The sequence below is a fragment of the Azospirillum sp. SYSU D00513 genome, from assembly GCF_017356015.1.
GTDB lineage: Bacteria > Pseudomonadota > Alphaproteobacteria > Azospirillales > Azospirillaceae > Azospirillum.
The window spans coordinates 30,467-52,680 of the sequence record NZ_JAFIQV010000040.1 but is presented as its reverse complement, the minus strand read 5'-3'; the positions used below and the strand labels follow the sequence as shown (position 1 = coordinate 52,680).

16 protein-coding genes are annotated in these 22,214 nt (G+C 69.3%); 9 read left to right on the top strand and 7 right to left on the bottom strand.

What is annotated here, in order from left to right:
- Positions 1-41: 41 nt before the first annotated feature.
- Positions 42-2,660 (bottom strand): glycosyltransferase, encoded by a 2,619-nt coding sequence (locus JUB11_RS24815; RefSeq protein WP_207461471.1) that lies wholly within the window; start codon positions 2,658-2,660, stop codon positions 42-44.
- 173 nt (positions 2,661-2,833) lie between these two features.
- On the opposite strand from JUB11_RS24815, the gene JUB11_RS24810 reads away from it, so the two are divergent.
- The gene (locus tag JUB11_RS24810) at positions 2,834-3,145 is read left to right on the top strand and encodes a hypothetical protein (protein ID WP_207461470.1); all 312 of its coding nucleotides are present in this window, start codon (positions 2,834-2,836) and stop codon (positions 3,143-3,145) included.
- A 142-nt stretch (positions 3,146-3,287) separates the two neighbouring features.
- A complete protein-coding gene (locus JUB11_RS24805) occupies positions 3,288-3,503 on the top strand; it encodes a hypothetical protein (protein ID WP_207461469.1) in 216 nt (71 codons plus the stop codon).
- Positions 3,504-3,555: 52 nt separating this feature from the next.
- On the opposite strand, the gene JUB11_RS24800 is transcribed toward JUB11_RS24805, so the two are convergent.
- Positions 3,556-5,817 carry a NahK/ErcS family hybrid sensor histidine kinase/response regulator gene (locus JUB11_RS24800; protein ID WP_207461468.1) on the bottom strand — a complete coding sequence of 754 codons (2,262 nt, stop codon included), beginning with the start codon at positions 5,815-5,817 and terminating at the stop codon, positions 3,556-3,558.
- A 312-nt stretch (positions 5,818-6,129) separates the two neighbouring features.
- Between JUB11_RS24800 and zwf the strand changes: the two genes are divergently transcribed.
- Complete coding sequence (gene zwf, locus JUB11_RS24795) at positions 6,130-7,671, top strand: glucose-6-phosphate dehydrogenase (RefSeq protein ID WP_207461467.1); 1,542 nt, start codon at positions 6,130-6,132, stop codon at positions 7,669-7,671.
- Between the two features lie 5 nt (positions 7,672-7,676).
- The gene (gene pgl, locus JUB11_RS24790; RefSeq protein WP_207461466.1) at positions 7,677-8,375 is read left to right on the top strand and encodes a 6-phosphogluconolactonase; all 699 of its coding nucleotides are present in this window, start codon (positions 7,677-7,679) and stop codon (positions 8,373-8,375) included.
- A gap of 217 nt (positions 8,376-8,592) precedes the next feature.
- Here the strand turns inward: pgl and JUB11_RS24785 are convergent, their stop codons facing one another.
- The 4 genes from JUB11_RS24785 to edd all read right to left on the bottom strand — a co-directional run bounded on the left by JUB11_RS24785 (position 8,593) and on the right by edd (position 15,149).
- Positions 8,593-9,300 carry a hypothetical protein gene (locus JUB11_RS24785; RefSeq protein ID WP_207461465.1) on the bottom strand — a complete coding sequence of 236 codons (708 nt, stop codon included), beginning with the start codon at positions 9,298-9,300 and terminating at the stop codon, positions 8,593-8,595.
- A gap of 108 nt (positions 9,301-9,408) precedes the next feature.
- On the bottom strand, positions 9,409-12,177 hold the full coding sequence (gene ppc, locus JUB11_RS24780; protein ID WP_207461464.1) for a phosphoenolpyruvate carboxylase: 2,769 nt from the start codon (positions 12,175-12,177) through the stop codon (positions 9,409-9,411).
- Between the two features lie 305 nt (positions 12,178-12,482).
- On the bottom strand, positions 12,483-13,121 hold the full coding sequence (locus JUB11_RS24775; RefSeq protein ID WP_207461463.1) for a bifunctional 4-hydroxy-2-oxoglutarate aldolase/2-dehydro-3-deoxy-phosphogluconate aldolase: 639 nt from the start codon (positions 13,119-13,121) through the stop codon (positions 12,483-12,485).
- 201 nt (positions 13,122-13,322) lie between these two features.
- A complete protein-coding gene (gene edd, locus JUB11_RS24770) occupies positions 13,323-15,149 on the bottom strand; it encodes a phosphogluconate dehydratase (protein WP_207461462.1) in 1,827 nt (608 codons plus the stop codon).
- 236 nt (positions 15,150-15,385) lie between these two features.
- On the opposite strand from edd, the gene JUB11_RS24765 reads away from it, so the two are divergent.
- The 5 genes from JUB11_RS24765 to JUB11_RS24745 all read left to right on the top strand — a co-directional run bounded on the left by JUB11_RS24765 (position 15,386) and on the right by JUB11_RS24745 (position 21,451).
- Positions 15,386-16,252, top strand: a complete 867-nt coding sequence (locus JUB11_RS24765; RefSeq protein WP_247887302.1) for an SIS domain-containing protein — start codon at positions 15,386-15,388, stop codon at positions 16,250-16,252.
- A gap of 61 nt (positions 16,253-16,313) precedes the next feature.
- Positions 16,314-16,595, top strand: coding sequence for a BrnT family toxin (locus JUB11_RS24760; RefSeq protein ID WP_207461461.1), 282 nt, complete (start codon positions 16,314-16,316; stop codon positions 16,593-16,595).
- Entirely contained in the window at positions 16,555-16,971 is a 417-nt protein-coding gene (locus JUB11_RS24755) for a helix-turn-helix domain-containing protein (RefSeq protein WP_207461460.1), read from the top strand. The genes JUB11_RS24760 and JUB11_RS24755 overlap by 41 nt, the downstream gene beginning before the upstream one ends.
- 328 nt (positions 16,972-17,299) lie before the next feature.
- Positions 17,300-18,379, top strand: coding sequence for an efflux RND transporter periplasmic adaptor subunit (locus JUB11_RS24750; protein WP_207461459.1), 1,080 nt, complete (start codon positions 17,300-17,302; stop codon positions 18,377-18,379).
- A 3-nt stretch (positions 18,380-18,382) separates the two neighbouring features.
- A complete protein-coding gene (locus JUB11_RS24745; RefSeq protein ID WP_207461458.1) occupies positions 18,383-21,451 on the top strand; it encodes an efflux RND transporter permease subunit in 3,069 nt (1,022 codons plus the stop codon).
- A gap of 105 nt (positions 21,452-21,556) precedes the next feature.
- Here JUB11_RS24745 and JUB11_RS24740 read toward each other — a convergent pair whose 3' ends face one another.
- Positions 21,557-22,201 (bottom strand): CoA transferase subunit B, encoded by a 645-nt coding sequence (locus JUB11_RS24740; protein WP_207461457.1) that lies wholly within the window; start codon positions 22,199-22,201, stop codon positions 21,557-21,559.
- Positions 22,202-22,214 lie beyond the last annotated feature (13 nt).

Genomic DNA, 22,214 nt, shown 5'->3' with positions numbered 1-22,214 from the left:
GGGATCTGTGCGTGGAGCGTTTGCTTGAAGGCCTTCGCCGGTCAGGCGGCGGCGGCCTGGGAGGCGACGTCGGCCGTGGCCGGCTGGACCGCCTTCCGCTCGCGGGCCGGGAGCATGTCGCCGACCGCGAAGCCGACCGCCATCAGGTTCGGCACGGCCATCGCCACCAGCAGGGCCGACCACAGCTCCAGCGACACGGTGCCGAGCGGGTTGGCGATCTGCGCCGTGACGGCGGACACCAGCAGGGCGCCGGCGATGATCGCCTCGTTCCGGGCGCAGAAGCGGCCGGGAGCCCGCTTGCCGCCCTTGGCGGTGACGCGGAAGGCGTCGTGCTTGCGGACCAGGCCGCGCAGGGCCGCCATCGCCACCGTGGTGGAGAGAGCCATGCCGATGAAGCAGGCACCCAGCGCGTCCTTCCAGCTGTTGCCCGAAGCCCAGCGCGAGGCGGCGAGGCTGGAGGCGGCGCGCAGGACCAGGGCGCCCAGCACGGCGGCCGTGGCTTCGACCGGCGGCAGGTGCAGCGGGAACACCAGCGAGGCGAAGGTCCAGGTCACGGCGGCGACGCCTGCCACCAGGCCGATGGCGTCCGACCACCAGCGCGCCCAGTTCGTCAGGTAGCCGAACTTCTGCCGGGCGGTCAGGCCCTTGAAGCCGGGCAGGAACTTCCGCCAGTGGGCGCGCAGGATCTGCGTGGAGCCGAACACCCAGCGGTCGCGCTGCTTGCGGAACTGCATGAAGTTGTCCGGAGCCAGACCCTCGCCCAGCCGCTCGTCCGTGTAGGCGGCGCGCCAGCCGGCCGACAGGATGCGCAGGCCAAGCTCCGTGTCCTCGCAGATGCCGTTCTCCGACCAGCCGCCGACATGGTCCATGGCGGAGCGGCGCAGCATGATCATCGTGCCGTGGCAGATGAAGGCCTGGGAGGCGACGCCCTCCTGCATGCCGACGTCGAAGAAGGCGCGGTACTCGGCGGCCATGGCGGCCTTCAGGCCGGTCTCATGGCCGTCGCGGTGCTCCTGCGGGGCCTGGACGATGCCGACCGAGGGGTCGGCGAAGACCGGGGCCAGCTTCGACAGCCAGTCGGGCGACACGGTGTAGTCGGCGTCCAGCACGGCGACGATCTGGGCCTCGGGCGCCGTGTGGCGCAGGGCGGCGTTGAGCGCGCCGGCCTTGTAGCCGGAGATCTTGCGGTACCAGTGGAACTTGAACTTCGGGCCGAGCTGGGCGCACATCTCCTCGACCGGGCGGACAAGCTCCTCCTCCTCGGTGTTGTTCACGAGGACGACGACCTCGTAGTTCGGGTAGTCGAGCCGCGCCAGCGAGCGCAGCGTGGCGTTCAGCACGTCCGGCTGCTCGCGGCAGGCGGCGACGTGGATCGACACCATCGGCTGGTGGCCCGAGGCCACGCGTCCCTGCGGCAGCAGCTCCGGCGCCCGGCCGGTGAAGAGGCGGCGGACCACCTCGGTCAGCTCGGCGAAGGCGACGCTCATCATCAGGGAGCCGAGAAGGAAGGCCGAACCCCAGGTCATGACCGCGCCGAAGGTCAGATACTCGTTGTAGGCGCCGGACACCGCCATGCCCACGGCGAGGCCGATCACGTTGGCGCCGATGCCGGCGGCCAGCGCGAAGGTCATGTTGGAGCGGCGGCGGAAGGCGACCACGGCCGAGAGCAGCAGGCCGAGCCCGATGGCGATGCCGGCGCCCAGACGCTCGCCGTAGGAGGCCGGGACGGCGCCCGCCAGCGGCCACTTCCAGTTCCGGTCGGTGTCGAGCATGCCCCAGCTCGGGCCGGGCGAACCCTCGATGGTGGTTTTCCACGGGCCGTCGAAGGCCTCGACGACGTTGTAGTGCAGGCCGAGCATGCCGGCCTCGGCCGCGAAGTTGCGGACGATGGAGGCCTGCGCCTCGCGCGACGGGAAGGCGTCGTGGAAGTTGTCGCCGCCGGACGGCCAGCCCACCTCGCCGACGAAGAGCGGCTTGCCCGGATAGGTCTTGCGCATGGTGTCGAGCCGGTCGCGGATCCAGGCGAGCGCCTGGTCGGCCTGCACGCCTTCCCAGTAGGGCAGGACGTGGACGCCCATGAAGTCCGAGGCCTTCACCGTCTCCTTGGCCTTCACCATCTCCGACCAGACGTCGGCGGTGCCGACCTGGACGCGCTCGGGCACGGCGGCGCGGACGCGCTTGATGTAGCCGGCCAGTTCGGCGTCGGTCACCTCGGCGCGCAGCAGCGTCTCGTTGCCGACGATCACGCGCTTGACCGAGTGGAGCTTGCGGGCGAGCACGATGCCGCGGGCGATCTCCTGCTCGTTGCGCGCCTTGTCGTCGCTGAGCCAGATGCCGAGCGAGACGTCGAGCCCGTGGCGCGACGCCAGGGCCGGAACCTGCCCCTGCGCGCCCAGCGAGGAGTAGGTGCGCACGCCGTTGGCGAAGCCGGCCACGGCGGCCATGTCCTTCTCGACCTCCCGGATGGGAACGTTCGGGTTTTCCGTCGGGTCGTAGTCGCGGCCCGACGGCGAATAGGAAACGGACTCGATGCGCCCCGGCTCGGCCGAGATGGGCGTCGGCTGGTTCCGCGAGGACCAGAAGGATGCGTGGCCCGCGGTCACGGCCAGCAGTGCCGCGGCGACTGCCGCGAACCGGATCGAACGTTTCGGATTGCTCATGGGAGTTCGCAAACCTGAGGAGATGGTGGGCTCGCCACCGGACATGACGACGAACGTCGCATGTCCTCTTTCTATTCCAGCCTTCCTAAGATTTTCTTTTCGGAACGGCGCGGGCATCCCTCTGTTGGTGTGTTAACCAGTACATTGAATATTCTAGTCTGGAGATTGTTTGTATGACCCTCAAGAAAGACTCCCGGCAGGACGACGCGATGGAGGCCCGGGCGGAAGGCCAGGACAGGCCGGGCGTGGACGTCGAGGCGCTGGAAGAGACCATGGAAGAGGTGGTCGAAACGCTTGCGGTGGCTGAGCAGGCGGCCGAATTCGTCCAGGCGCGCAGCAACGACGAGGACGCCCGCCGCCGCGCCGCCACCGTGCAGGAGCAGGCCGAGGCCATGCTCGACGCGGCGGAGGAGAGCGGCGCCGGCTCGCCTCAGGAGACCTCGCGCACGGCACCTCCCACCCCGTCGGGCCGCACCCTGCACTGAGCGGAGCGGCAACGGGCGGCGGCGAATCGGGCGAATCGGGGAACCGTCCCCACCCCGCGCCGGTTTCCCGCAGCGGACACCCCGGCCCGAGAGGCCGAACGCCGACGGACCGACCACCAACACACCCACCGGAGGACCCCGCATGGCCGGCAAGCACGAACAGAGCCCCGAGCACCAGAAGGCCCACGACCTCGCCGAGGAGGCCATCGAGACCGCCGCCGACGGCGACGTGAAGAAGGCCCGCGAACTGGCCGAACACGCCAAGGATCTGGACCCCAAGATCGGCCAGGAAATGAACCGCGAGATCGAGCAGGACCGCCGCCAGGCGGAATCCTTCGAGGGCGACAAACAGCGTTAAGGCTGCCGGCCCTCTCCCGCGCTGGAGAGGGCTTCCCTGACGCCCCGCAGCCCTACCGTCCCGCGGCCGCCCGCCGCAGCGGTTCCCCGCCGTCCGGCTCCGCCGCCCCCCGCGCCGTCCTGGCCTTCGCCAGCAGATGCGCCATCAGGGAGCGCAGACGGCCGGCCTTCAGGGGCTTGTTCAGCAGATGGCAGCCGGCGGCCTTGACGGCGGCCTGCACCTCCGCCGTGTGGTCGGCGGTGACCACGATGCCCGGCAGGTCGCCGCCGCAGGCCCGCTGGACCGCCGCGATGGCGTCCAGCCCGATGCGGCCCTCGTCCAGATGGTAGTCGGCGACGATCAGGTCGGGCCGCCCGTCCTGCGCGGCGCGCTCCAGCGCCTCCTCCGCCGTGGCGGCGACGGCAACCTGGCAGCCCCAGCCACCGAGCAGGGCCGCCATGCCCTCCAGGATGCTGACCTCGTTGTCGATGACCAGCACCGCCGCACCCTCCATGCCGTCGGCGCGAGGCAGCATGGGGAGGGGCCGGCGCGCCGGGCGCACCGCAGCGTCCTGGCCGATCGGCAGCTCGATCCCGAAAAGGCTGCCGCGCCCGTGTTCCGACCGGACCACCAGCGGATGGCCGAGCCGCCGGGCGATGCGCTGCACGATGGCGAGGCCCAGACCCATGCCGCGGTCCCGCCCCTGGTCGTTGAGGCGGCGGAACTCCTCGAAGATCTCCTCCTGCTTGTCGGCCGGGATGCCGACGCCGGTGTCCCAGACGCCGACCAGCAGCCGGTCGCCACGCCGCCGGCAGCCGACGAGGATGCGCCCGGACGGCGTGTAGCGGATGGCGTTGCTGATGAGGTTGCGCAGGATGCGCCCGACCAGGCGCGGATCGCTGCGCACCGCCAGCCGGCAGGGCTTCACCGTCAGCCGCAGCCCCTTGGAGACGGCCACCATGGCGTGCTCGCCCTCCATCGCGGACAGAAGCTCCGCGATGGGGAAGTCGCCGATCTCCGTGTGCATGACGCCGGCGTCGAGCTTGGAGATGTCGAGCAGTGCCGTCAGCAGCTCGTCCACCCCCTCCAGCGCCGCCACCGTGCTGTCCACCAGCCGGCGGTTGGCCGGGGCGACGCGGCGTTCGGCCAAGGCCGCCATGAAGACGCGCGCGGCGTTCAGCGGCTGGAGCAGGTCGTGGCTCGCCGCCGCCAGGAACTTGGTCTTGCTGAGGTTGGCCTGCTCGGCCTCGGCCTTGGCGGCGCGCAGCTCGGCGGTGCGCTCCTCCACCCGGCGCTCCAGGTTGAGCTTGGCCTCCTGGAGCTCCAGCGCGGCGCGGCGCCGCTCGGTGATGTCGGTGTAGGTGGAGACCCAGCCGCCGTCCGGCATGGTGTTGCGGCGGATTTCCAGCACCCGGCCGCCCGGCGCCTCGTGTTCCAGCTCCAGAGGGCGGCCCGGTTCGATGGGGCGGACGTGGCCCGACCCGTCCACGGTGAACTGCCGCCGGATGCAGTCGGACACCATGACGTCGCGCAGCGACGTGCCCCGGAAGACCAGCGTGCGCGGCAGGCCCAGCAGCTCCACGAAGCGGTTGTTCCAGGCGACCAGCCGCTGCGAGGCGTCGAACACCGACACGCCCTGCGACAGGTTGTCGAGCGTCGCCTGGAGGAGGGCCGAGGTTTCGGCCAGCTCGTGCTCGCGGCGGCGGGTCTCGCTGATCTTGATCTCGGTGATGTCGGTGTAGATGCCGACGATGCCGCCGTCCTCCGTGCGCCGTTCGCTGATCTGGAGCCAGCGCCCGTCGCGGAACTGCAGCACGAAGGGCTCGCCCGGCGCGCGGTGGCTCGCCATGCGCCGCCGGACCCAGTCCTCCGGGTCGCTCATGGCGTCCACGATCATGCCGTCGGTGGCGGCGCGGCGCACGATCTCCTCGAAGGTCATGCCGGTGGCCGCCGCGTCGCCCAGCCGCCAGATCTCCCGGTAGCGGTTGTTGCAGAGCACGAGACGGTCGTCCGGACCGCAGAAGGCGAAGCCCTCGCGGATGGAGCGGATCGCCTCGCTGAGGCGGGCCTTGGCGGTCTCCGCGTCCTCGGTCGCGCGGCGCAACTCCCGGTTGGCGTGCTCGCCCTCGCGCAGGGCCGTCTCCAGCGCCTGCGTGCGCTCGTGCACGCGGTTTTCCAGCAGCACCGCCGTCTGGAACAGCGAGAAGGCGTTGCCCTGAAAGTCCATGCTGCGCTCCACCCTGTCCATCAGGACCTGGTTGATGCGCCGCAGCTTCGCGTTCTCCCGCGCAAGCTCGGACTGGCGGTCCATCCCGCCGGTCAGCGCCTGTTGCATTCTGCCCCGCTTGCCCCTGCTCCGACGAACCATACCGTTGGCACCTCCAACAATGACGCAGCTCGCCCCCGTGCGGGTACAGTCCAAAAGTGCAATGGCGCGGTGCGAAAAAAAGCCGGCGTGCGAAAAAGAAGCCCTTCTCCGCGACCGTTGCGAAAAGCCCGCGCCCGGTGCAATGTCCCACTCCATGTTGCAACGCCGTTGGATTACCATCAACGGCCAGGATCGCCCTTCCGTGATCACGATTGGGCGATTCGCCGGGGCGATGCACGGACATCCTGGCAGATCGTGCACAGTGGAGGATTGGTGAAGATGACTGACGGCACCCTGCTCGACACACCGTCGCGCTTGCTGGGCAGCCCGGCCGCGGGTTCGCGGCGCGTGGCCAGCTTCGACTATGTGGTCGTGGGCGGAACCGGCGATCTGACCTTCCGCAAGCTGCTGCCCGCCCTCTATTACAGCCACAGCGAAGGGCTGATCGACGGCAAGAGCCGCATCATCGGCGCCTCGCGCTCCGAGCTGTCCGGCGACGACTACCGCACCCGCGTGGTGGAGAGCCTGAAGCGCTTCCTGCCGGCCTCCGACTATGACGAGGACACGGTCGCCAGCTTCGTGCGGCGGATCGACTATGTCGCCACCGACGCCACGGACCCCGACGGCTGGCGGAACCTCGCCGCCTTCCTGGGCGAGGACGACACCAAGGTGCGCGTCTTCTATCTCGCCACCTCGCCGGACCTGTTCGGCCCGATCTGCCAGCGGCTGAAGGAGGCCGGGCTGGTCTCGCCGCTCGCCCGCGTCGTGCTGGAGAAGCCGATCGGCCGCGACCTCAAGACCGCGCTGGAGATCAACCGCCAGGTCGGCGCGGTCTTCGAGGAAAGCGCCATCTACCGCATCGACCATTACCTGGGCAAGGAGACGGTCCAGAACCTGCTGGCGCTGCGCTTCGCCAACGCCCTGTTCGAGCCGGTCTGGAACAGCCGCTACATCGACCACATCCAGATCACCGTGGCCGAGACGGTCGGGCTGGAAGGGCGCGGCGGCTATTACAACCGCTCCGGCGCGCTCCGCGACATGGTGCAGAACCACCTGCTCCAGATGCTCTGCCTCGTGGCGATGGAGCCGCCGTCGCATCTCGAGAACGAGGGCGTGCGCGACGAGAAGCTGAAGGTGCTGCGGGCACTCGACCCCATCTGCGGTCAGGACGTCATCCACCGCACGGTGCGCGGCCAGTACCGCGCCGGCGCCATCAACGGGCAGGCCGTCCCCGGCTACCTCGATGAGCCGGGCATCGAGGGCGAGAGCAACACCGAGACCTTCGTGGGCCTGCGCGCGGAGGTGCACAACTGGCGCTGGGCCGGCATGCCCTTCTACATCCGCACGGGCAAGCGGCTGCCGGTGAAGGCCTCCGAGGTCGTCATCCAGTTCCGCCCCGTCCCGCATTCCATCTTCCCGGGCTATGGCAACGACAAGCTCCAGCCGAACAAGCTCGTGGTGCGGGTGCAGCCGAACGAGGGCATGCACCTGCACCTGATGACGAAGGAGCCGGGACCCGGCGGGCTGCGCCTGCGCGAGGCGGTGCTGAACCTCAGCTTCTCCGACACCTTCAAGCAGCGTTTCCCCGACGCCTACGAACGCCTGCTGATGGACGTGGTGCGCGGCAACCCGACGCTGTTCATGCGCCGCGACGAGGTCGAGGCCGCCTGGCGCTGGTGCGAGCCGATCCTGGACGGCTGGGAAGAATATTCGGTCAAGCCGAAGCCCTACATGGCCGGAAGCTGGGGGCCCTCGGCCGCCGTCGCGATGATCGAGCGCGACGGGCGTTCCTGGCATGACGACGCGGCGGTGGGACGGTGAACGCGGTGAGCGGCACCTTCCACGGCTTCGCCGACCCGCAGGAGCTGGCGGAGAAGACCGCCGCCCGCATCGCCTCGATCCTGGGCGACGCGCTGGCCGCGCGCCCGACCGCCTCGCTGGTGGTGCCCGGCGGCCGCACGCCCGGTCCCTTCCTGTCCCGCCTGGCGCTGGCCGGGCTGGACTGGGAGCGGCTGCACGTCTGCCTCAGCGACGAGCGCTGGGTGCCGCCGACCGCCCCGGAAAGCAACGAGGCGCTGCTGCGCCGCACCCTGCTGACCGGCGATGCGGAACGGGCGCACTTCGTCCAGCTCTACACCGGCGGCTCGACTCCGAAGGTCGGGCTGGAAGAGGCCGAGCGCCGAGTCGCCGCCCTGCCCCGCCCCATCAACGTGGTGGTGGTCGGCATGGGCGAGGACGGCCATTTCGCCTCCCTCTTCCCCGGCGAGGAGGCCCTGGCCCAAGGGCTGCGCGAGGATGGCACCGCATCGTGCGTCCCCGCCATCGGCCCCGGCGGCGGCCCGCCGCGCCTGTCCCTCACCCTCTCCCGCCTGCTCGACGCCCGCCACCTCTTCCTGCTGGCGACCGGCGAGGCCAAGCGCGCCCTCTGGGACAAGGCCGCCGACGGCGGCCCCGCCGAGGAGCTGCCCATCCGCGCCCTGCGGCGGCAGACCAAGGTGCCGGTCGAGGTGCTGTGGTGCCCGTGAGGGGTTAGGCGCGAAAGCGCTACGGTTGAACGCTCGGCGCAGTAAGGCCTCAGTAGAAGGCCGTTACCCCGTCATCCCCGCGAAAGCGGGGATCCAGTACTTCCCATAGTGACCCCATCGGAAACTCTGGTTCCCCGCGTCCGCGGGGATGACGGAGAAGTGGTTTTTCTTCGGAAGCATTTCGCTGAACGACACACGGCTTACGTGCCGGCGTCCCTCACACCCCCAACAGATCCCTCACGAAGAACCGCACGGCGATCCCCGCGATGGTCGGCTGCACGGCGTGGGGGCCGTTGAATTCGAGGTAGGTGACGTCGTAGCCGGCTTCCTTCAGCCGGGTGGCGTTGGCGCGACCGCTGGTGGCGACGGGGAGCTGTTCGTCGGCGGCGCCGTGGGCGATGAAGACGCGCGGCTCGCCCTCCGGCATCAGGACGGCCATGAAGCCGGCGGACATCGCCATGATGTGGGTGACGAAGCCGCCGTTGGTCAGCCCCATGGTCAGGGACATGCTGCCGCCGTCGGAATGGCCGGCGAAGCCGATGTGGGTGGGGTCCAGCCGGTAGCGGGCGGCGACCTCGGCCAAGGCCAGTTCCAGCCGCTCCCGGTCGGGGCCGCTGCCGCCGATCACGATGTCCCAGGTCGGCAGCAGCGACTGCGGCCCGAGCAGGAGGAAGCGGTGGCGTTCCGCGTGTTCTTCCAGCACCGGCATGATGCGCCGGGCGCTGCCGCCCGCCCCGTGGAACAGCACCACGAGCGGCACGGGGACGGCGGGGTCGATGCCGTCGGGCACGTAAAGGAAGGCGTCGCGGATCTCGGCGATGCCGAGCGCGTGACGGCCCGGCGGCAGCGGCGGCTTCGTGAGGACCGCCGCCGGGTCGGGCTTGAAGGACAGGCGGCCGGTGAGTGACGGGTCGATGTCGATCATGCCCGCCACTCTACCGGTCCTCCGGCCGGCTGTCCGTGCCCGCGGCACCCCGTGCTTTCCGCATGGCGGGAAAAGCCGTGCTCCCGCCCATGCGCCGTAGCGCCGGCCTCAGCCGCTGTTGCGCAGGCCGGCGGCGACGCCGTTGATGGTCAGATGGATGCCGTTGGCCAGCTGCTCGTCGCCGCCGCTCGCACGGTGGCGCTTCAGCAGCTCGACCTGGACGTGGTTCAGCGGGTCCAGATAGGGGAAGCGGTTGCGGATGGAGCGCGCCAGCAGCGGGTTGCTCTCCAGAAGCTCGCTCTGCCCGGTGATGGTCAGCAGGGCGTCGATGGTGTCCTGCCATTCCGTGCGGATGCGCGAAAAGATCGCCTCCCGCAGGGCCGGGTCGGACACCATCTCCGCGTAGCGCGACGCAATGGCGATGTTGCTCTTGGAGAGCACCATGTCCATGTTCGACAGCAGGGTCTGGAAGAAGGGCCACTCCCGGTGCATCGCCTGGAGCTTCGCCATGCCGTCCTTGGGGTTGGCGGCGAGCCAGGCCTTCACGGCGGTGCCGAAGCCGTACCAGCCCGGCAGCATCAGGCGGCACTGCGCCCAGCTGAACACCCAGGGGATCGCGCGGAGATCCTCGATCCGCGTGGATTTCTTGCGCGAGGCCGGGCGGCTGCCGATGTTCAGGTTGGCGATCTCGCCGATCACCGTGGATTCCCAGAAGTAGCGCTCGAACCCCTCCGTCTCGTAGACGAGGCCGCGATAGGCACGGAAGGCGTGGTTCGACAACTCCTGCATCGTCGCGAGATACTCCTCGCGCGGGGCGGCGTGCTCGGGCTGGAGAAGCGTCGCCTCCAAGGTCGCGGCGGCCATGGTCTCCAGGTTGCGGCGGCCGACCTCCGGGTTGGAGTATTTGCCGGCGATGACCTCGCCCTGCTCGGTGATGCGGATCTTGCCCTGCACGGCGCCGCCCGGCTGGGCCAGGATCGCCTGGTAGCTCGGGCCGCCGCCGCGGCCGACCGAGCCGCCGCGGCCGTGGAACAGGCGCAGCTTCACGCCATGGCCGCGGAACACCTCGACCAGCGCGATCTCCGCCTTGTACAGCTCCCAGCCCGAGGTCAGGAAGCCGCCGTCCTTGTTGCTGTCCGAATAGCCCAGCATCACCTCCTGCACCCCGCCGCGGCTGTCCAGCAGCGCCTTGTATTCGGGGATGGAGAAGAGCCGGTCCATGACCTGGGGGGCGTTGCGCAGGTCGCCGATGGTTTCGAACAGCGGGATGATGTTCAGGTCCAGCACGCCCTCGCGCGGACGCAGCAGCCCGGCTTCCTTCAGCAGGACCGCCACCTCCAGTATGTCGGACACGCCGTCCGCCTTGGAGATGATGCAGTTGGTCACGGCACAGGCGCCGTAGCGGCGGCGCGCATCCGCCGCCGTGCGCAGGATGTTCAGCTCGGAGTTGGTCTCGTCCGAATAGGTCAGGAAGCTCGAGGAGAGCGGGCGCGGGCTGCTCATTTCCGCCAGCAGCAGCGCGATGCGCTCCTCCTCGGACAGGGACAGGTAGTCCCCTTCCGTCCCGGCGGAGGACAGCAGCTCGGCCACCGTGCGCTCGTGCACGTCGGAGTTCTGGCGCAGGTCGATGCTCGCCAGGTGGAAGCCGAAGATATCCACGGCGCGGCGCAGGCTGCGCAGCCGGCCGCGCGCCAGCGCCGCCGAGCCGTTCGCCACCAGCGACCGGTCGAGCAGGTCGAGGTCGGCCCGCAGTTCGGCCGCGTCGGTGTAGGGCTCGCCGTGCGGCCAGTGGCGGTGCGGCGCCTGGAGCTGGCTGAGTTCCCGGCCGGTCGCCGCCAGCCGGGCGTAGATTCCGCCGATGGCGCGGCGGTAGGGCTCGTCCTGGCGCGGCGACCCGTCGGGCGAGCGCTTGATCAGCTCCAGCAGCTGGTCGGAGACGGTGACCGCGCGGGAGTTCAGCGACAGCTCGTTGCCGAGCAGGAACAGCTCCTCCAGATAGAAGCGGATGGCCTGGCTGCTCTGCATCCGCATCGCCTTCCGCAGCACATCGGCCGTGACGAAGGGGTTGCCGTCGCGGTCGCCGCCGATCCAGCTCCCGATGCGCAGGAAGGACGGCAGCTCATGCCCGTTCCAGCCGGGCACCGTGGCGCGCAGCTGGTCCTCCAGCGTGACGTAGAGGCGCGGGAGCTGCTTGAGGAAGGTGTAGTCGTAGAAGGACAGGCCGTTCACCACCTCGTCGATGACGGTCAGCTTGGTCCGGCGCAGGATGTTGGTCTGCCACAGCGTCAGCACGGCGCGGCACAGCGCCTCTTCGTTCGCCCGCTCCTCGTCGGGCGTCATCCGGTAAAGCTCCCGCTCGGCCATGAGATGGGCGATCTCCATCTCGCGGGTCAGGATGCTCTTGCGCTGCACCTCGGTCGGGTGCGCGGTCAGGACCGGGCTGATGTGGGCGTCGTCGAAGAAGGCCTGGAGCTGCGCCGCCGTGATGCCGGCATCCCGCGCGTGCGCCAGCGCGCAGTCCATGGAGCCCGGACGCGGCGTGGTGGAGCCGGCCAGCGCGTGGGCGCGGTTGCGGCGGATGTGGTGCTGGTCCTCGGCGATGTTGGCGAGGTGCGAGAAATAGCTGAAGGCGCGGACGATGCGCGAGGTCTGGGCCAGCGACAGGCTGTTCAGCAGCTCCTCCAGCTCGTGGCGCGCCGCCTCGTCCTCCTCCCGGTGGAAGCGGATCGAGGTCTGGCGGATGCGCTCGACGATCTCGAAGACGGCTTCGCCTTCCTGGCTGCGCACGGTGTTGCCGAGGATGCGGCCCAGCAGACGGATGTCGTCCCGAAGCGGCTGGTCCTTGTCGGGGGTGTCAAGGGTGGTGAGGCCTGGCATGTCGCGTCGTCCGTCGCTAGAGGTGTTCGTGCCGGAAATGCTGCTGGGTGATGCGCGTTCGGGTGCTGCTCTCGTCAGGTTTCGGTGCCCGGCAGGGGCCGCGATGGGCATGCGTCCGCACGCCGCCGGGCACGTCTCACGACTTTGCGCCTATCCATTCCGTCTGCCAAGTCCTCGCGGCGCGCTTTGCCGGAAAGCGGAAGAACAGCCGCAATTGTTGCGCTATACAGACTATCAGTATAACGTGCAATTACTTGGGCGGTGCGGGAGCCCGCGGGAGGACCGGCCTCCCGCGGGCAGGATCCTCAGGCCTTCAACGCGCTGGCTTCCTCGGCCAGCTTCCGGATGGCGTCCCAGTCGCCCTTCTTCAGGGCGTCGGCCGGAGTCAGCCAGGAGCCGCCGACGCAGACGACGTTGGGCAGCTTCAGGTAGGAGGGCGCGTTCGCCAGCGTGACGCCGCCCGTCGGGCAGAAGCGCAGGTGCGGCAGCGGCGAGGCGTAGGAGCGCAGGGCCGGCGCGCCGCCGTTCGCCTCGGCCGGGAAGAACTTCAGCATGCCGTAGCCGCGCTCGCCCAGCGTCATGGCCTCGCTGACCGTGGCCACACCCGGCAGCAGCGGCACGGCGCTGTCGTCTGCGGCGTCCAGGATGCGCGGCGTGGCGCCGGGGCTGACCGCGAAGGCGACGCCGTCGGCCTCGGCCTCCTTGAGCTGCTGCGGGGTCAGCACGGTGCCGACGCCGACCGTGGCGTCCGGCACCTCGGCGAGGATGCGGCGGACGCATTCGCGGGCGACGGGCGTGCGCAGCGTGACCTCCAGCACCGGCAGCCCGCCGGCGACCAGCGCCTTGGCCGTCGGCACCGCCGTCTCGACGTCGTCGAAAATCAGGACCGGGATGACCGGAACGCCGCGCAGCACCGCGACCACGTCCTTCTTCTGCGCACTCATAGCCTTGTCCCCTCTTGTTTTTGAATTTGGCGGCACACTGTCGCATTCACGAACGAAAAACCACCTTCCATCGTCATCCCCGCGCAAGCGGGGATCCAGAGCGTTTCAGAACGTTGCCGATGTGCCCTGGATTCCCGCTTTCGCGGGAATGACGGTCGAAAGATGAGGTTTCTGGTTCAAGAGCGATCCTGGTTCAAGACGTTACTGGAAAATCGACGCGCCGTTCTCGGCGCTGCCGGCCTTGTCGCGGAAGACGCCGAACAGCTCGCGGCCGACGCCGAAGCCGCCGGGCAGGGTTTCCGGCACGGTGACGGTGCGCGCCTCCCACTCCGCCGGGTCCACCAGCGCTTCCAGCGTGCCGTTGGCAGCGTCGAGCCGGACGATGTCGCCATCGCGCAGCTTGCCGAGCGGGCCGCCGTTCTTCACCTCCGGCGTGACGTGGATGGCCGCCGGCACCTTGCCGCTGGCGCCCGACATGCGCCCGTCGGTGACCAGCGCCACCTTGTAGCCCTGGTCCTGGAGCACGCCGAGCGGCGGGGTCAGCTTGTGCAGCTCCGGCATGCCGTTGGCGGCGGGGCCCTGGAAGCGCACGACGACGACCACGTCGCGTTTCAGCTCGCCGCGCTTGAAGGCCTCCTGCACCGCCTCCTGGCTGTCGAAGACCAGGGCCGGGGCCTCGACCACATGATGCTCCGGCTTGACGGCGGAGATCTTGATGACGCCGCGGCCGAGATTGCCGGTCAGCACGCGCAGGCCGCCCTCCTTGGCGAAGGGCTTGGCGGCGCTGGAGAGCACCGTCTCGTCGCCGCTCGGGCCGACGGGCTTCCAGACCAGCTCGCCGTCCTCCAGCGCCGGCATGCGCCGGTAGGCCTCCATCCCGCCCTCGCCCAGCACCGTGTTCACGTCGGCGTGGATCAGGCGGGCGTCGAGAAGCTGGGAGATGACGTAGGGCATGCCGCCCGCCGCGTGGAAGGCGTTCACGTCGGCGGCACCATTGGGGTAGACGCGTGCCAGCAGCGGCACGACCGCCGAGAGATCGGCGAAGTCGTCCCAGGTCAGCTTGATGCCGGCGGCGTTGGCGATGGCCGGGATGTGCAGCGTGTGGTTCGTCGAGCCGCCCGTCGCCAGCAGCCCGACGATGGCGTTCACAACGGCGCGCTCGTCCACGATGTAGCCGATGGGCGTGCCGGGCGCGGGCTCCGTTCCCTTGCCGGTCATGGCGACGACGCGCCGGGCGGCGGCGTCGGTCAGGGCGGTGCGCAGGGGCGTGCCGGGGTTGACGAAGCTGGCGCCCGGCAGGTGCAGCCCCATCATCTCCATCAGCATCTGGTTGGTGTTGGCCGTGCCGAAGAAGGTGCAGGTGCCGGGGCTGTGGTAGGAGGCCGATTCCGCATCCAGCAGGGCCGCGCGGTCCACCTTGCCCTGGGCGTAGAGCTGGCGGATGCGGTTCTTCTCGCCGTTCGACATGCCCGTGGGCATCGGGCCGGCCGGCACGAAGACCGTCGGCAGATGGCCGAAGGCGAGCGCGCCGATCATCAGGCCGGGCACGATCTTGTCGCAGATGCCCAGACACAGCGCGCCGTCGAAGGTGTCGTGCGACAGGGCGACGCCCGTCGCCATGGCGATGACGTCGCGGCTGAACAGCGACAGCTCCATGCCGGCATAGCCCTGGGTGATGCCGTCGCACATGGCCGGCACGCCGCCGGCGACCTGGGCGACGCCACCGACCGCGCGCACCGCCTCGCGGATCTGGGCCGGGTAGGTCTCATAGGGCTGGTGGGCCGACAGCATGTCATTGTAGGCGGTCACGATGCCGATGGACGGCTTGCCGCCGGAGCGCAGCCCTTCCTTGTCGCCGGCGCCGCAGCCCGCGAAGGTGTGGGCCAGGTTGGCGCAGCCCAGCTTCTCCCGCCGGGGCTGCGCGGAGGCGCCCTCCAGCCGGGCCAGGTAGGCGCCGCGGCTGTCGCGGCTGCGCTCCCGGATGCGCTGGGTAACCTGGGTGACGATGGGATGGAGTGACTGTGCCATCGATCCGCTCCGCTGCGAGTGGCCCTGACCTGATCAGGATGTCCTGATCGGGGTGGCGTCGTGCCTGCGGCGGACCTTACGACCATCGGCCGATGCTGTGAAGAAAATTTTCTTCATGAGAGCCGGTTTTCGGCAAGTTCCAGCACCCATTCCAATGGAAAGCGGCTATTCTACCTCGCAGCGATGAAAATCATCGCCATACTTTGGTGCCAGCCCCTTCCCTCTTCCGGACCGACATGATGCTGAAGCCGCTCCAGATCCTCGACGACATCCGCCGGCAGACGCCGGATCTGAAGCCGTCCGAAGCCCAGGTGGCCGGGATGGTGCTGGCCGACCCGCGCCGGGTGCTGACCCTGAACATCACGGCACTTGCCCAGGCGGCCGGCGTCAGCGAGGCGACGGTGGTGCGCTTCTGCCGCAGCATTGGCTGCGCCGGCTTCCCCGACTTCAAGCTGCGGCTGGCCGAATCCCAGGCGCGCGGCACGCCCTTCATCAGCCAGGACGTGGCGCCGGACGACGACGTCTCCGTCTTCGCGCGAAAAATCTTTTCATCGGCCGCCGCCGCGCTGGGCGAGGCGTCGGACCGGCTGGACACCGCCGCCGTGGCCCGCGCGGTCGATCTGCTGGCCGCCGCACCCCGCATCCTGTGCGTCGGCATGGGGGCTTCCGGTCCCCTGGCCGAGGACACGGCGCACAAGTTCCTGCGGCTCGGGCTGGACGCCCAGGCCTGCACAGACCCGCTGCTCGGCCGGATGCTGGCGGTCAATCTCGGCCGGGACGGCGCGCTGCTGGTCATCTCCAACACCGGGCGCAGCATCCCGATCATCGAGATGGCCCAGGTCGCCCGCGACCTCGGCACGCCCGTCATCGCCCTGACCGTGCCCGGCTCCCCCCTGGCCCAGGCCGCCACGGTCCTGATCGGCAACGAGCCGGTGGAGGACGCGGAGATCTTCACCCCGATGGCCTCGCGGCTGGTCCAGCTCACCACCGTGGACGTGCTGTCCACCGGCGTGGCGCTGAAGCTCGGCGCGCCGGCGCGCCGGCACTTGGCAAGGGTGAAGTCCGTGCTGGCCGACACGCGCATCCCCCTCCCGGGCGAGTGAGCAGGCATCATCCAAACGTTTTCATTGACGGGAGTACGGCAATGCCGTATTCTTTAATCCTGTGAAGATCGCCATAGATCCGGCCAAGGACGCCATCAATCTCGCCAAGCACAAGCTGCCGCTGGCTTATGGCATCCTGATCCTGAGCGACCCGAGGGCAGTCCACATCCCGGACAGCCGTTTCGACTATGGTGAGGAACGGTTCAACTGCTTCGGCCATGTCGGAAAGCGGCTCTATGTCGCCACTTATCATCTGCGCGACGAGACGGTCCGGTTCATCTCGGTGAGAAAGGCCAACATCCGTGAGCAACGAAAATATCATCACAGTCACCACCAAGCCTGACGGTTCCATCGTCGAGATCCTGCCGGACGGAACGGAGCGCCCGTTCGTCATGCCGGAGATCGACTGGGACGCCATCGACGCCATGACCGACGAGGACATCGAACGCCAGGTGGCCGAGAACCCGGACGCAGCACCCATCCTGTCGGACGAGGAGCTGGACCGGGCCTTCTTCGGCGCGCGGGTCAGGCGGATCCGCCAGAAGACCGGCCTGTCACAGGCGGCCTTCGCGGAGCGGTTCCGCTTTCCGGTCGCCAGCCTGCGTGATTGGGAACAAGGGCGCCGGGAGGCGGACGCGGCGACCAAGGCCTATCTGACGGTGATCGAGCGGGAACCGGAGGCCGTGCTGCGCGCCCTTGCGGGCGACAAGGCGGCCTGAAGAGCCCCGGGTCCGGGGCCGGCACATCCGGCGGTTACACTTCGTTACAGTATACTCACTGCCATGCGCAGCCGCGCGGGAGTATGATCCGCGCGTCGGCGGCCCCGTTCCGGAAAGACTGTTTTCCGAACGCTTTTCGGGCGACCGCACGGACATGTGATCCGGCCTCTCCCCCGCCCGTCTTGAAGGGGGGCGGCCCACGTGTAGATTCTAGAACGATTCTTGGTACGAATGATATTGGCGTGGCCGGGTCCGGCGGGAAACAGCTCTGCTTTCTCCCCGGTTCCGCCGTCCGGCGCCGATTGATCAACAGGGGACCGGCGAGCGCATGAAACGCACGCATTTCTTCGGACTCCTGCTCGCCGGCGGTTTGGCGCTCGGCGGCGGGGGATATTGGTTTCTCGGCAGCGTCCAGGCGCAGCCGCAGCCCGCCGGCCAGGCGGCCAAGCCGCCGCCCCGCCCCGCGGTGGAGACGGCGAAGGTGCGCGCCGGCACGGTGACGGTCACCATCGAGGCGCTGGGCACCCTGCAATCCCGTGAATCCGTGGTGCTCTCGCCGGAGATCGACGGCGTCGTCTCCGAGATCCTGTTCGAGGAGGGCACGCCGGTGAAGGCCGGCGACCTGCTGGTCCGGCTCGACGACGCCATCCTCAAGGCCGAACTGGACCAGGCCAAGGCCCAGCTGACCCTGGCCCAGGCCAATTACGAGCGCGCCGACACGCTGGTGCGCCAGAGTTCCGGCACCTTGCGCGCCCGCGACGAGGCGCTGGCAGCCCTTCAATCGGCGCGGGCCAGCGTGTCGCTGGCGCAGGCTCAGCTCGACAAGACCTCGGTCCGCGCGCCCTTTTCCGGCGTGCTCGGGCTGCGCTCGGTCAGCCGAGGCGAGTATGTGAGCCGGGGCGAGGCGCTGATCTCGTTGCAGACCATCGACCCCCTGCGCGTGGAGTTCCGCGTTCCGGAGACCTTCCTGTCCGCCGTCAGGACCGGGCAGACGATCGAGCTGACCGCCGACGCCCTGCCCGGCCGCCGCTTCGCCGGCCAGATCAGCGCCATCGCCCCGCAGGTGGACGTGAACGGCCGCGCGCTGCAGATCCGTGCCAACGTGCCCAACACCGACGGCATCCTGCGGCCCGGCCTGTTCGCCCGCGTCACCATCGCCGCCGCCAGCCGCGAGAACGCGCTGCTGGTGCCCGAAGGGGCCATCGTGCCGGAGGGCGAGACCCGCTTCGTCTATCGCGTGGTCGAGGGCAAGGCGGTGCGCGGCCCCGTGAGGCTCGGCCAGCGCCGCGCCGGCGAAGTCGAGGTGCTGGACGGGCTGACGGCGGGCGAGATCGTGGTGACCGCCGGCCAACAGCGCCTGCGCGACGGTGTCGCCGTCGAGGTGGTGAATCCGCCGCAGGGGTCCTGATCCATGCGCATTTCCGAAATCTGCGTGCAGCGGCCGGTCTTCGCGACCGTCCTCAGCCTGATCATGCTGCTGCTCGGCGTCGTCAGCTACGACCGGCTGACGGTGCGCGAGTACCCGAACATCGACGAGCCGGTCGTGTCCATCCGGACCGACTATCCCGGCGCCAGCGCCGAGATCATCGAGACCCAGGTGACCCAGGTCCTGGAAGGGTCCATCGCCGGCATCGAGGGCATCGACACGCTGACCTCGATCAGCCGGCCGGAATCCAGCCGCATCACGGTCACCTTCCGCTCCACCATCGATCCCGACGTCGCGGCCAGCGACGTGCGCGACCGCGCCAGCCGGGTGCGGGGCCGCCTGCCGGAGGAGATCGAGGAGCCGGTCATCTCCAAGGTGGAGGCCGACGCCCAGCCGATCATCTACCTGCCCTTCATCAGCGACCGCATGTCGCCGCTGGAGATCACGGACTACATCGACCGCTTCGTCGTCGACCGCTTCAAGAACCTGCCGGGCGTCGCCGACGTGCAGATCATGGGCGAGCGGCGCTACGCCATGCGCATCTGGGTGGACCGCGCCCGGCTCGCCGCCTATGGCCTGACGACGCAGGACGTGGAAGACGCGCTGCGCGGCCAGAACGTCGAGATCCCCTCGGGCCGCATCGAGAGCACCGACCGCGAATTCACCGTGCTGTCGCGCACCGGCCTGGTCAACCCCGCCCAGTTCGAGGACGTGGTGGTGAAGCAGACCGAAGGCCTGCTGGTCCGGCTGCGCGACATCGCCTCGGTCGAGCTGGGCGCCGCCGACGAGCGGCGCGACAGCCGGTCGGACGGCAAGAACGCCATCTCCATCGGCATCATCAAGCAGGCGACCGCCAACCCGCTGGACGTGTCCAACGCCGCTCAGGGGGTGCTGCCCCAGCTGATCGAGGATCTGCCGGAGGGGATGACCACGCGCATCTCCTACGACTCCTCCGTCTTCATCGACCGCTCCATCCAGGCGGTGTTCCACACCATCGTGGAAGCCGTCGTGCTGGTGGTGATCGTCGTCCTGTTCTTCCTGCGCACCTTCCGCGCCACCATCATTCCGGTGGTGACGATCCCGGTGTCGCTGATCACCACCTTCGCGATCATGTACGCGGTGGGCTTCTCCATAAACACGCTGACGCTGCTGTCGATGGTGCTGGCGATCGGCCTCGTTGTCGACGACGCCATCGTCGTGCTGGAGAACGTCCACCGCCACATCGAGGAGGGAACGGAGCCCAAGCCCGCCGCCATCATCGGCACGCGCGAGATCGGCTTCGCCGTCATCGCCATGACGCTGACGCTGGCGGCCGTCTACGCGCCGGTGGCCTTCGCCCCGGGCCGCGTCGGCCGCCTGTTCCTGGAATTCGCGCTGACGCTGGCGAGTGCCGTGATCGTGTCGGGCTTCGTGGCCCTGACGCTGACGCCGATGATGTGCTCCAAGCTGCTGAAGCGGCATGAGAGCCACGGGCGCGTCTACAACGCGCTCGAGCGCTTCTTCGAGGGAATGGGCAACGGCTACCGGGCGGTCCTGCGCGGCACGCTGCGGGTCCGCCCGCTGGTCGTGCTGCTGGGGCTGGCCGTGGCGGGCGCCAGCGGGCTGCTCTTCACCAGCCTGAAGTCGGAGCTGGCCCCCGTGGAGGACCGCGGCGTCATCCGTGTCATGGGAACGGCCCCGGAAGGCGCCACCATCGACTACACCGCGCGCTACAGCCGGCAGGTCGAGCAGGTGGTGGCCGGCATTCCGGAGGTGCAGTCCTACATGGTCATTTCCGGCTTCCCGGAGGTCACCCGCTCGATCTCCATCGCGCAGCTCCAGGACTGGGACTCGCGCGACCGCAAGCAGCAGGAAATCGCCGCCGCGATCCAGCCGGAGCTGGCGCGCATCGCCGGCATCTCCGCCTTCCCGGTCAACCAGGCCTCCTTCGGCCAGCGCGGCACCAGCCGGCCCATCGAGTTCGTGATCCAGACGTCCGGCACCTACGCCGACCTGGAGGATTACGTGAACCGCATGATGGAGCGCATCCGCGACTATCCGGGCCTCTCCAACCTCGACACCGACCTGAAGCTCAGCAAGCCGCAGATCGAGGTCGCCGTGAACCGCGACAAGGTGGCGGATTCCGGCATCCAGGTCTCCACCGTCGGGCGCACGCTGGAGACGCTGCTGGGCGGCCGGCAGGTCACCCGCTTCGAAAAGGAGGGCGAGCAGTACGACGTCATCGTCCGCCTCGCCGAGCGGGACCGCGGCACGCCCCAGGACCTCAGCCGCATCTACGTGCGCGGGACCGAAGGGCAGATGATCCAGCTCTCCAACCTCGTGGACGTGAAGGAGACCGTGGCGCCCAAGGAGCTGAACCGCTTCAACCAGCTTCGCGCCGCGACCATCACCGCCAACTTGGGGCCGGGATACGCCCAGGGCGAGGTGCTGGCCTTCCTGGAACGGACCGCGGCGGAGGTGCTGCCCCAGGGCACCCAGACCGACTATGCCGGCCAGAGCCGCGAGTTCCGCGAGACGGGATCCAGTCTTATGTTCGTCTTCGTTCTGGCGCTGGGCTTCATCTATCTGGTGCTCGCCGCCCAGTTCGAGAGCTTCCTCGACCCGCTGGTCATCATGCTGACCGTGCCCCTGTCGATGACGGGCGCCCTGCTGGCGCTCTATCTCACCGGGGGCACGCTGAACGTCTACAGCCAGATCGGGCTGATCACGCTCGTCGGGCTGATCACCAAGCACGGCATCCTGATCGTGGAGTTCGCCAACCAGCTCCAGGAGCAGGGCCGCTCCAAGGTCGAGGCCGTCGTGGAATCGGCGGTGCTGCGCCTGCGCCCGATCCTGATGACCACCGGCGCCATGGTGCTGGGTGCGGTTCCGCTGGCGCTCGCCACCGGCGCGGGTGCGGAAAGCCGCCAGCAGATCGGCTGGGTCATCGTCGGCGGCATGTCGCTCGGCACGCTGCTGACGCTGTTCATCGTGCCGACCGTCTACACGCTGCTGACCCGCAGCCGTCGCGCCGAGACGGCCATCGACGCCGCGGCCGCCGCACCGGCGGAGTGATGCGGCTGACTGATGGGGCCGGACGGACGAAAAAGGGCGGGTTCCGCAAGGAACCCGCCCTTTTCATTGGGCCACCGGGATGACGGCCCTCTCAAGCACGGCCGCTCAGCCGTTCCACTTGAAGTCGGGCTCGGTCTTCCCGCGGACCTCCTCGACCGTCACGCCGGGGGCGAGCTCGACCAGGGTCAGGCCGGTGCCGCCGGCCTTGTCGATGGAGAAGACGGCCAGGTCGGTGATGATCATGTCCACCACCGCCGTGCCGGTCAGCGGCAGGTTGCAGCGCTTCAGGATCTTCTTCTCGCCGTCCTTGGCGGTGTGCTCCATCACCACGACGATCTTCTTCACGCCGGCGACCAGGTCCATGGCGCCGCCCATGCCCTTGGCGAGCTTGCCGGGAATCATCCAGTTCGCCAGATCGCCGTTCTCCGCCACCTGCATGGCGCCGAGGATGGAGAGGTCGATGTGGCCGCCGCGGACCATGGCGAAGCTGTCGGCGGAGCTGAAATAGCTCGTGTCCTTCAACTCGGTGATGGTCTGCTTGCCGGCGTTGATGAGATCGGGATCCTCCTCCCCCTCGAAGGGGAAGGGGCCGATGCCGAGGATGCCGTTCTCGCTCTGCAGCGTGACCTCCACCCCCTCGGGGATGAAGTTCGCCACCAGCGTCGGGATGCCGATCCCGAGGTTCACGTAGTAGCCGTCCTTCAGCTCGCGCGCCGCGCGCGCGGCCATTTCGTCACGGGTCCAAGCCATTGTCCGGTCCTCC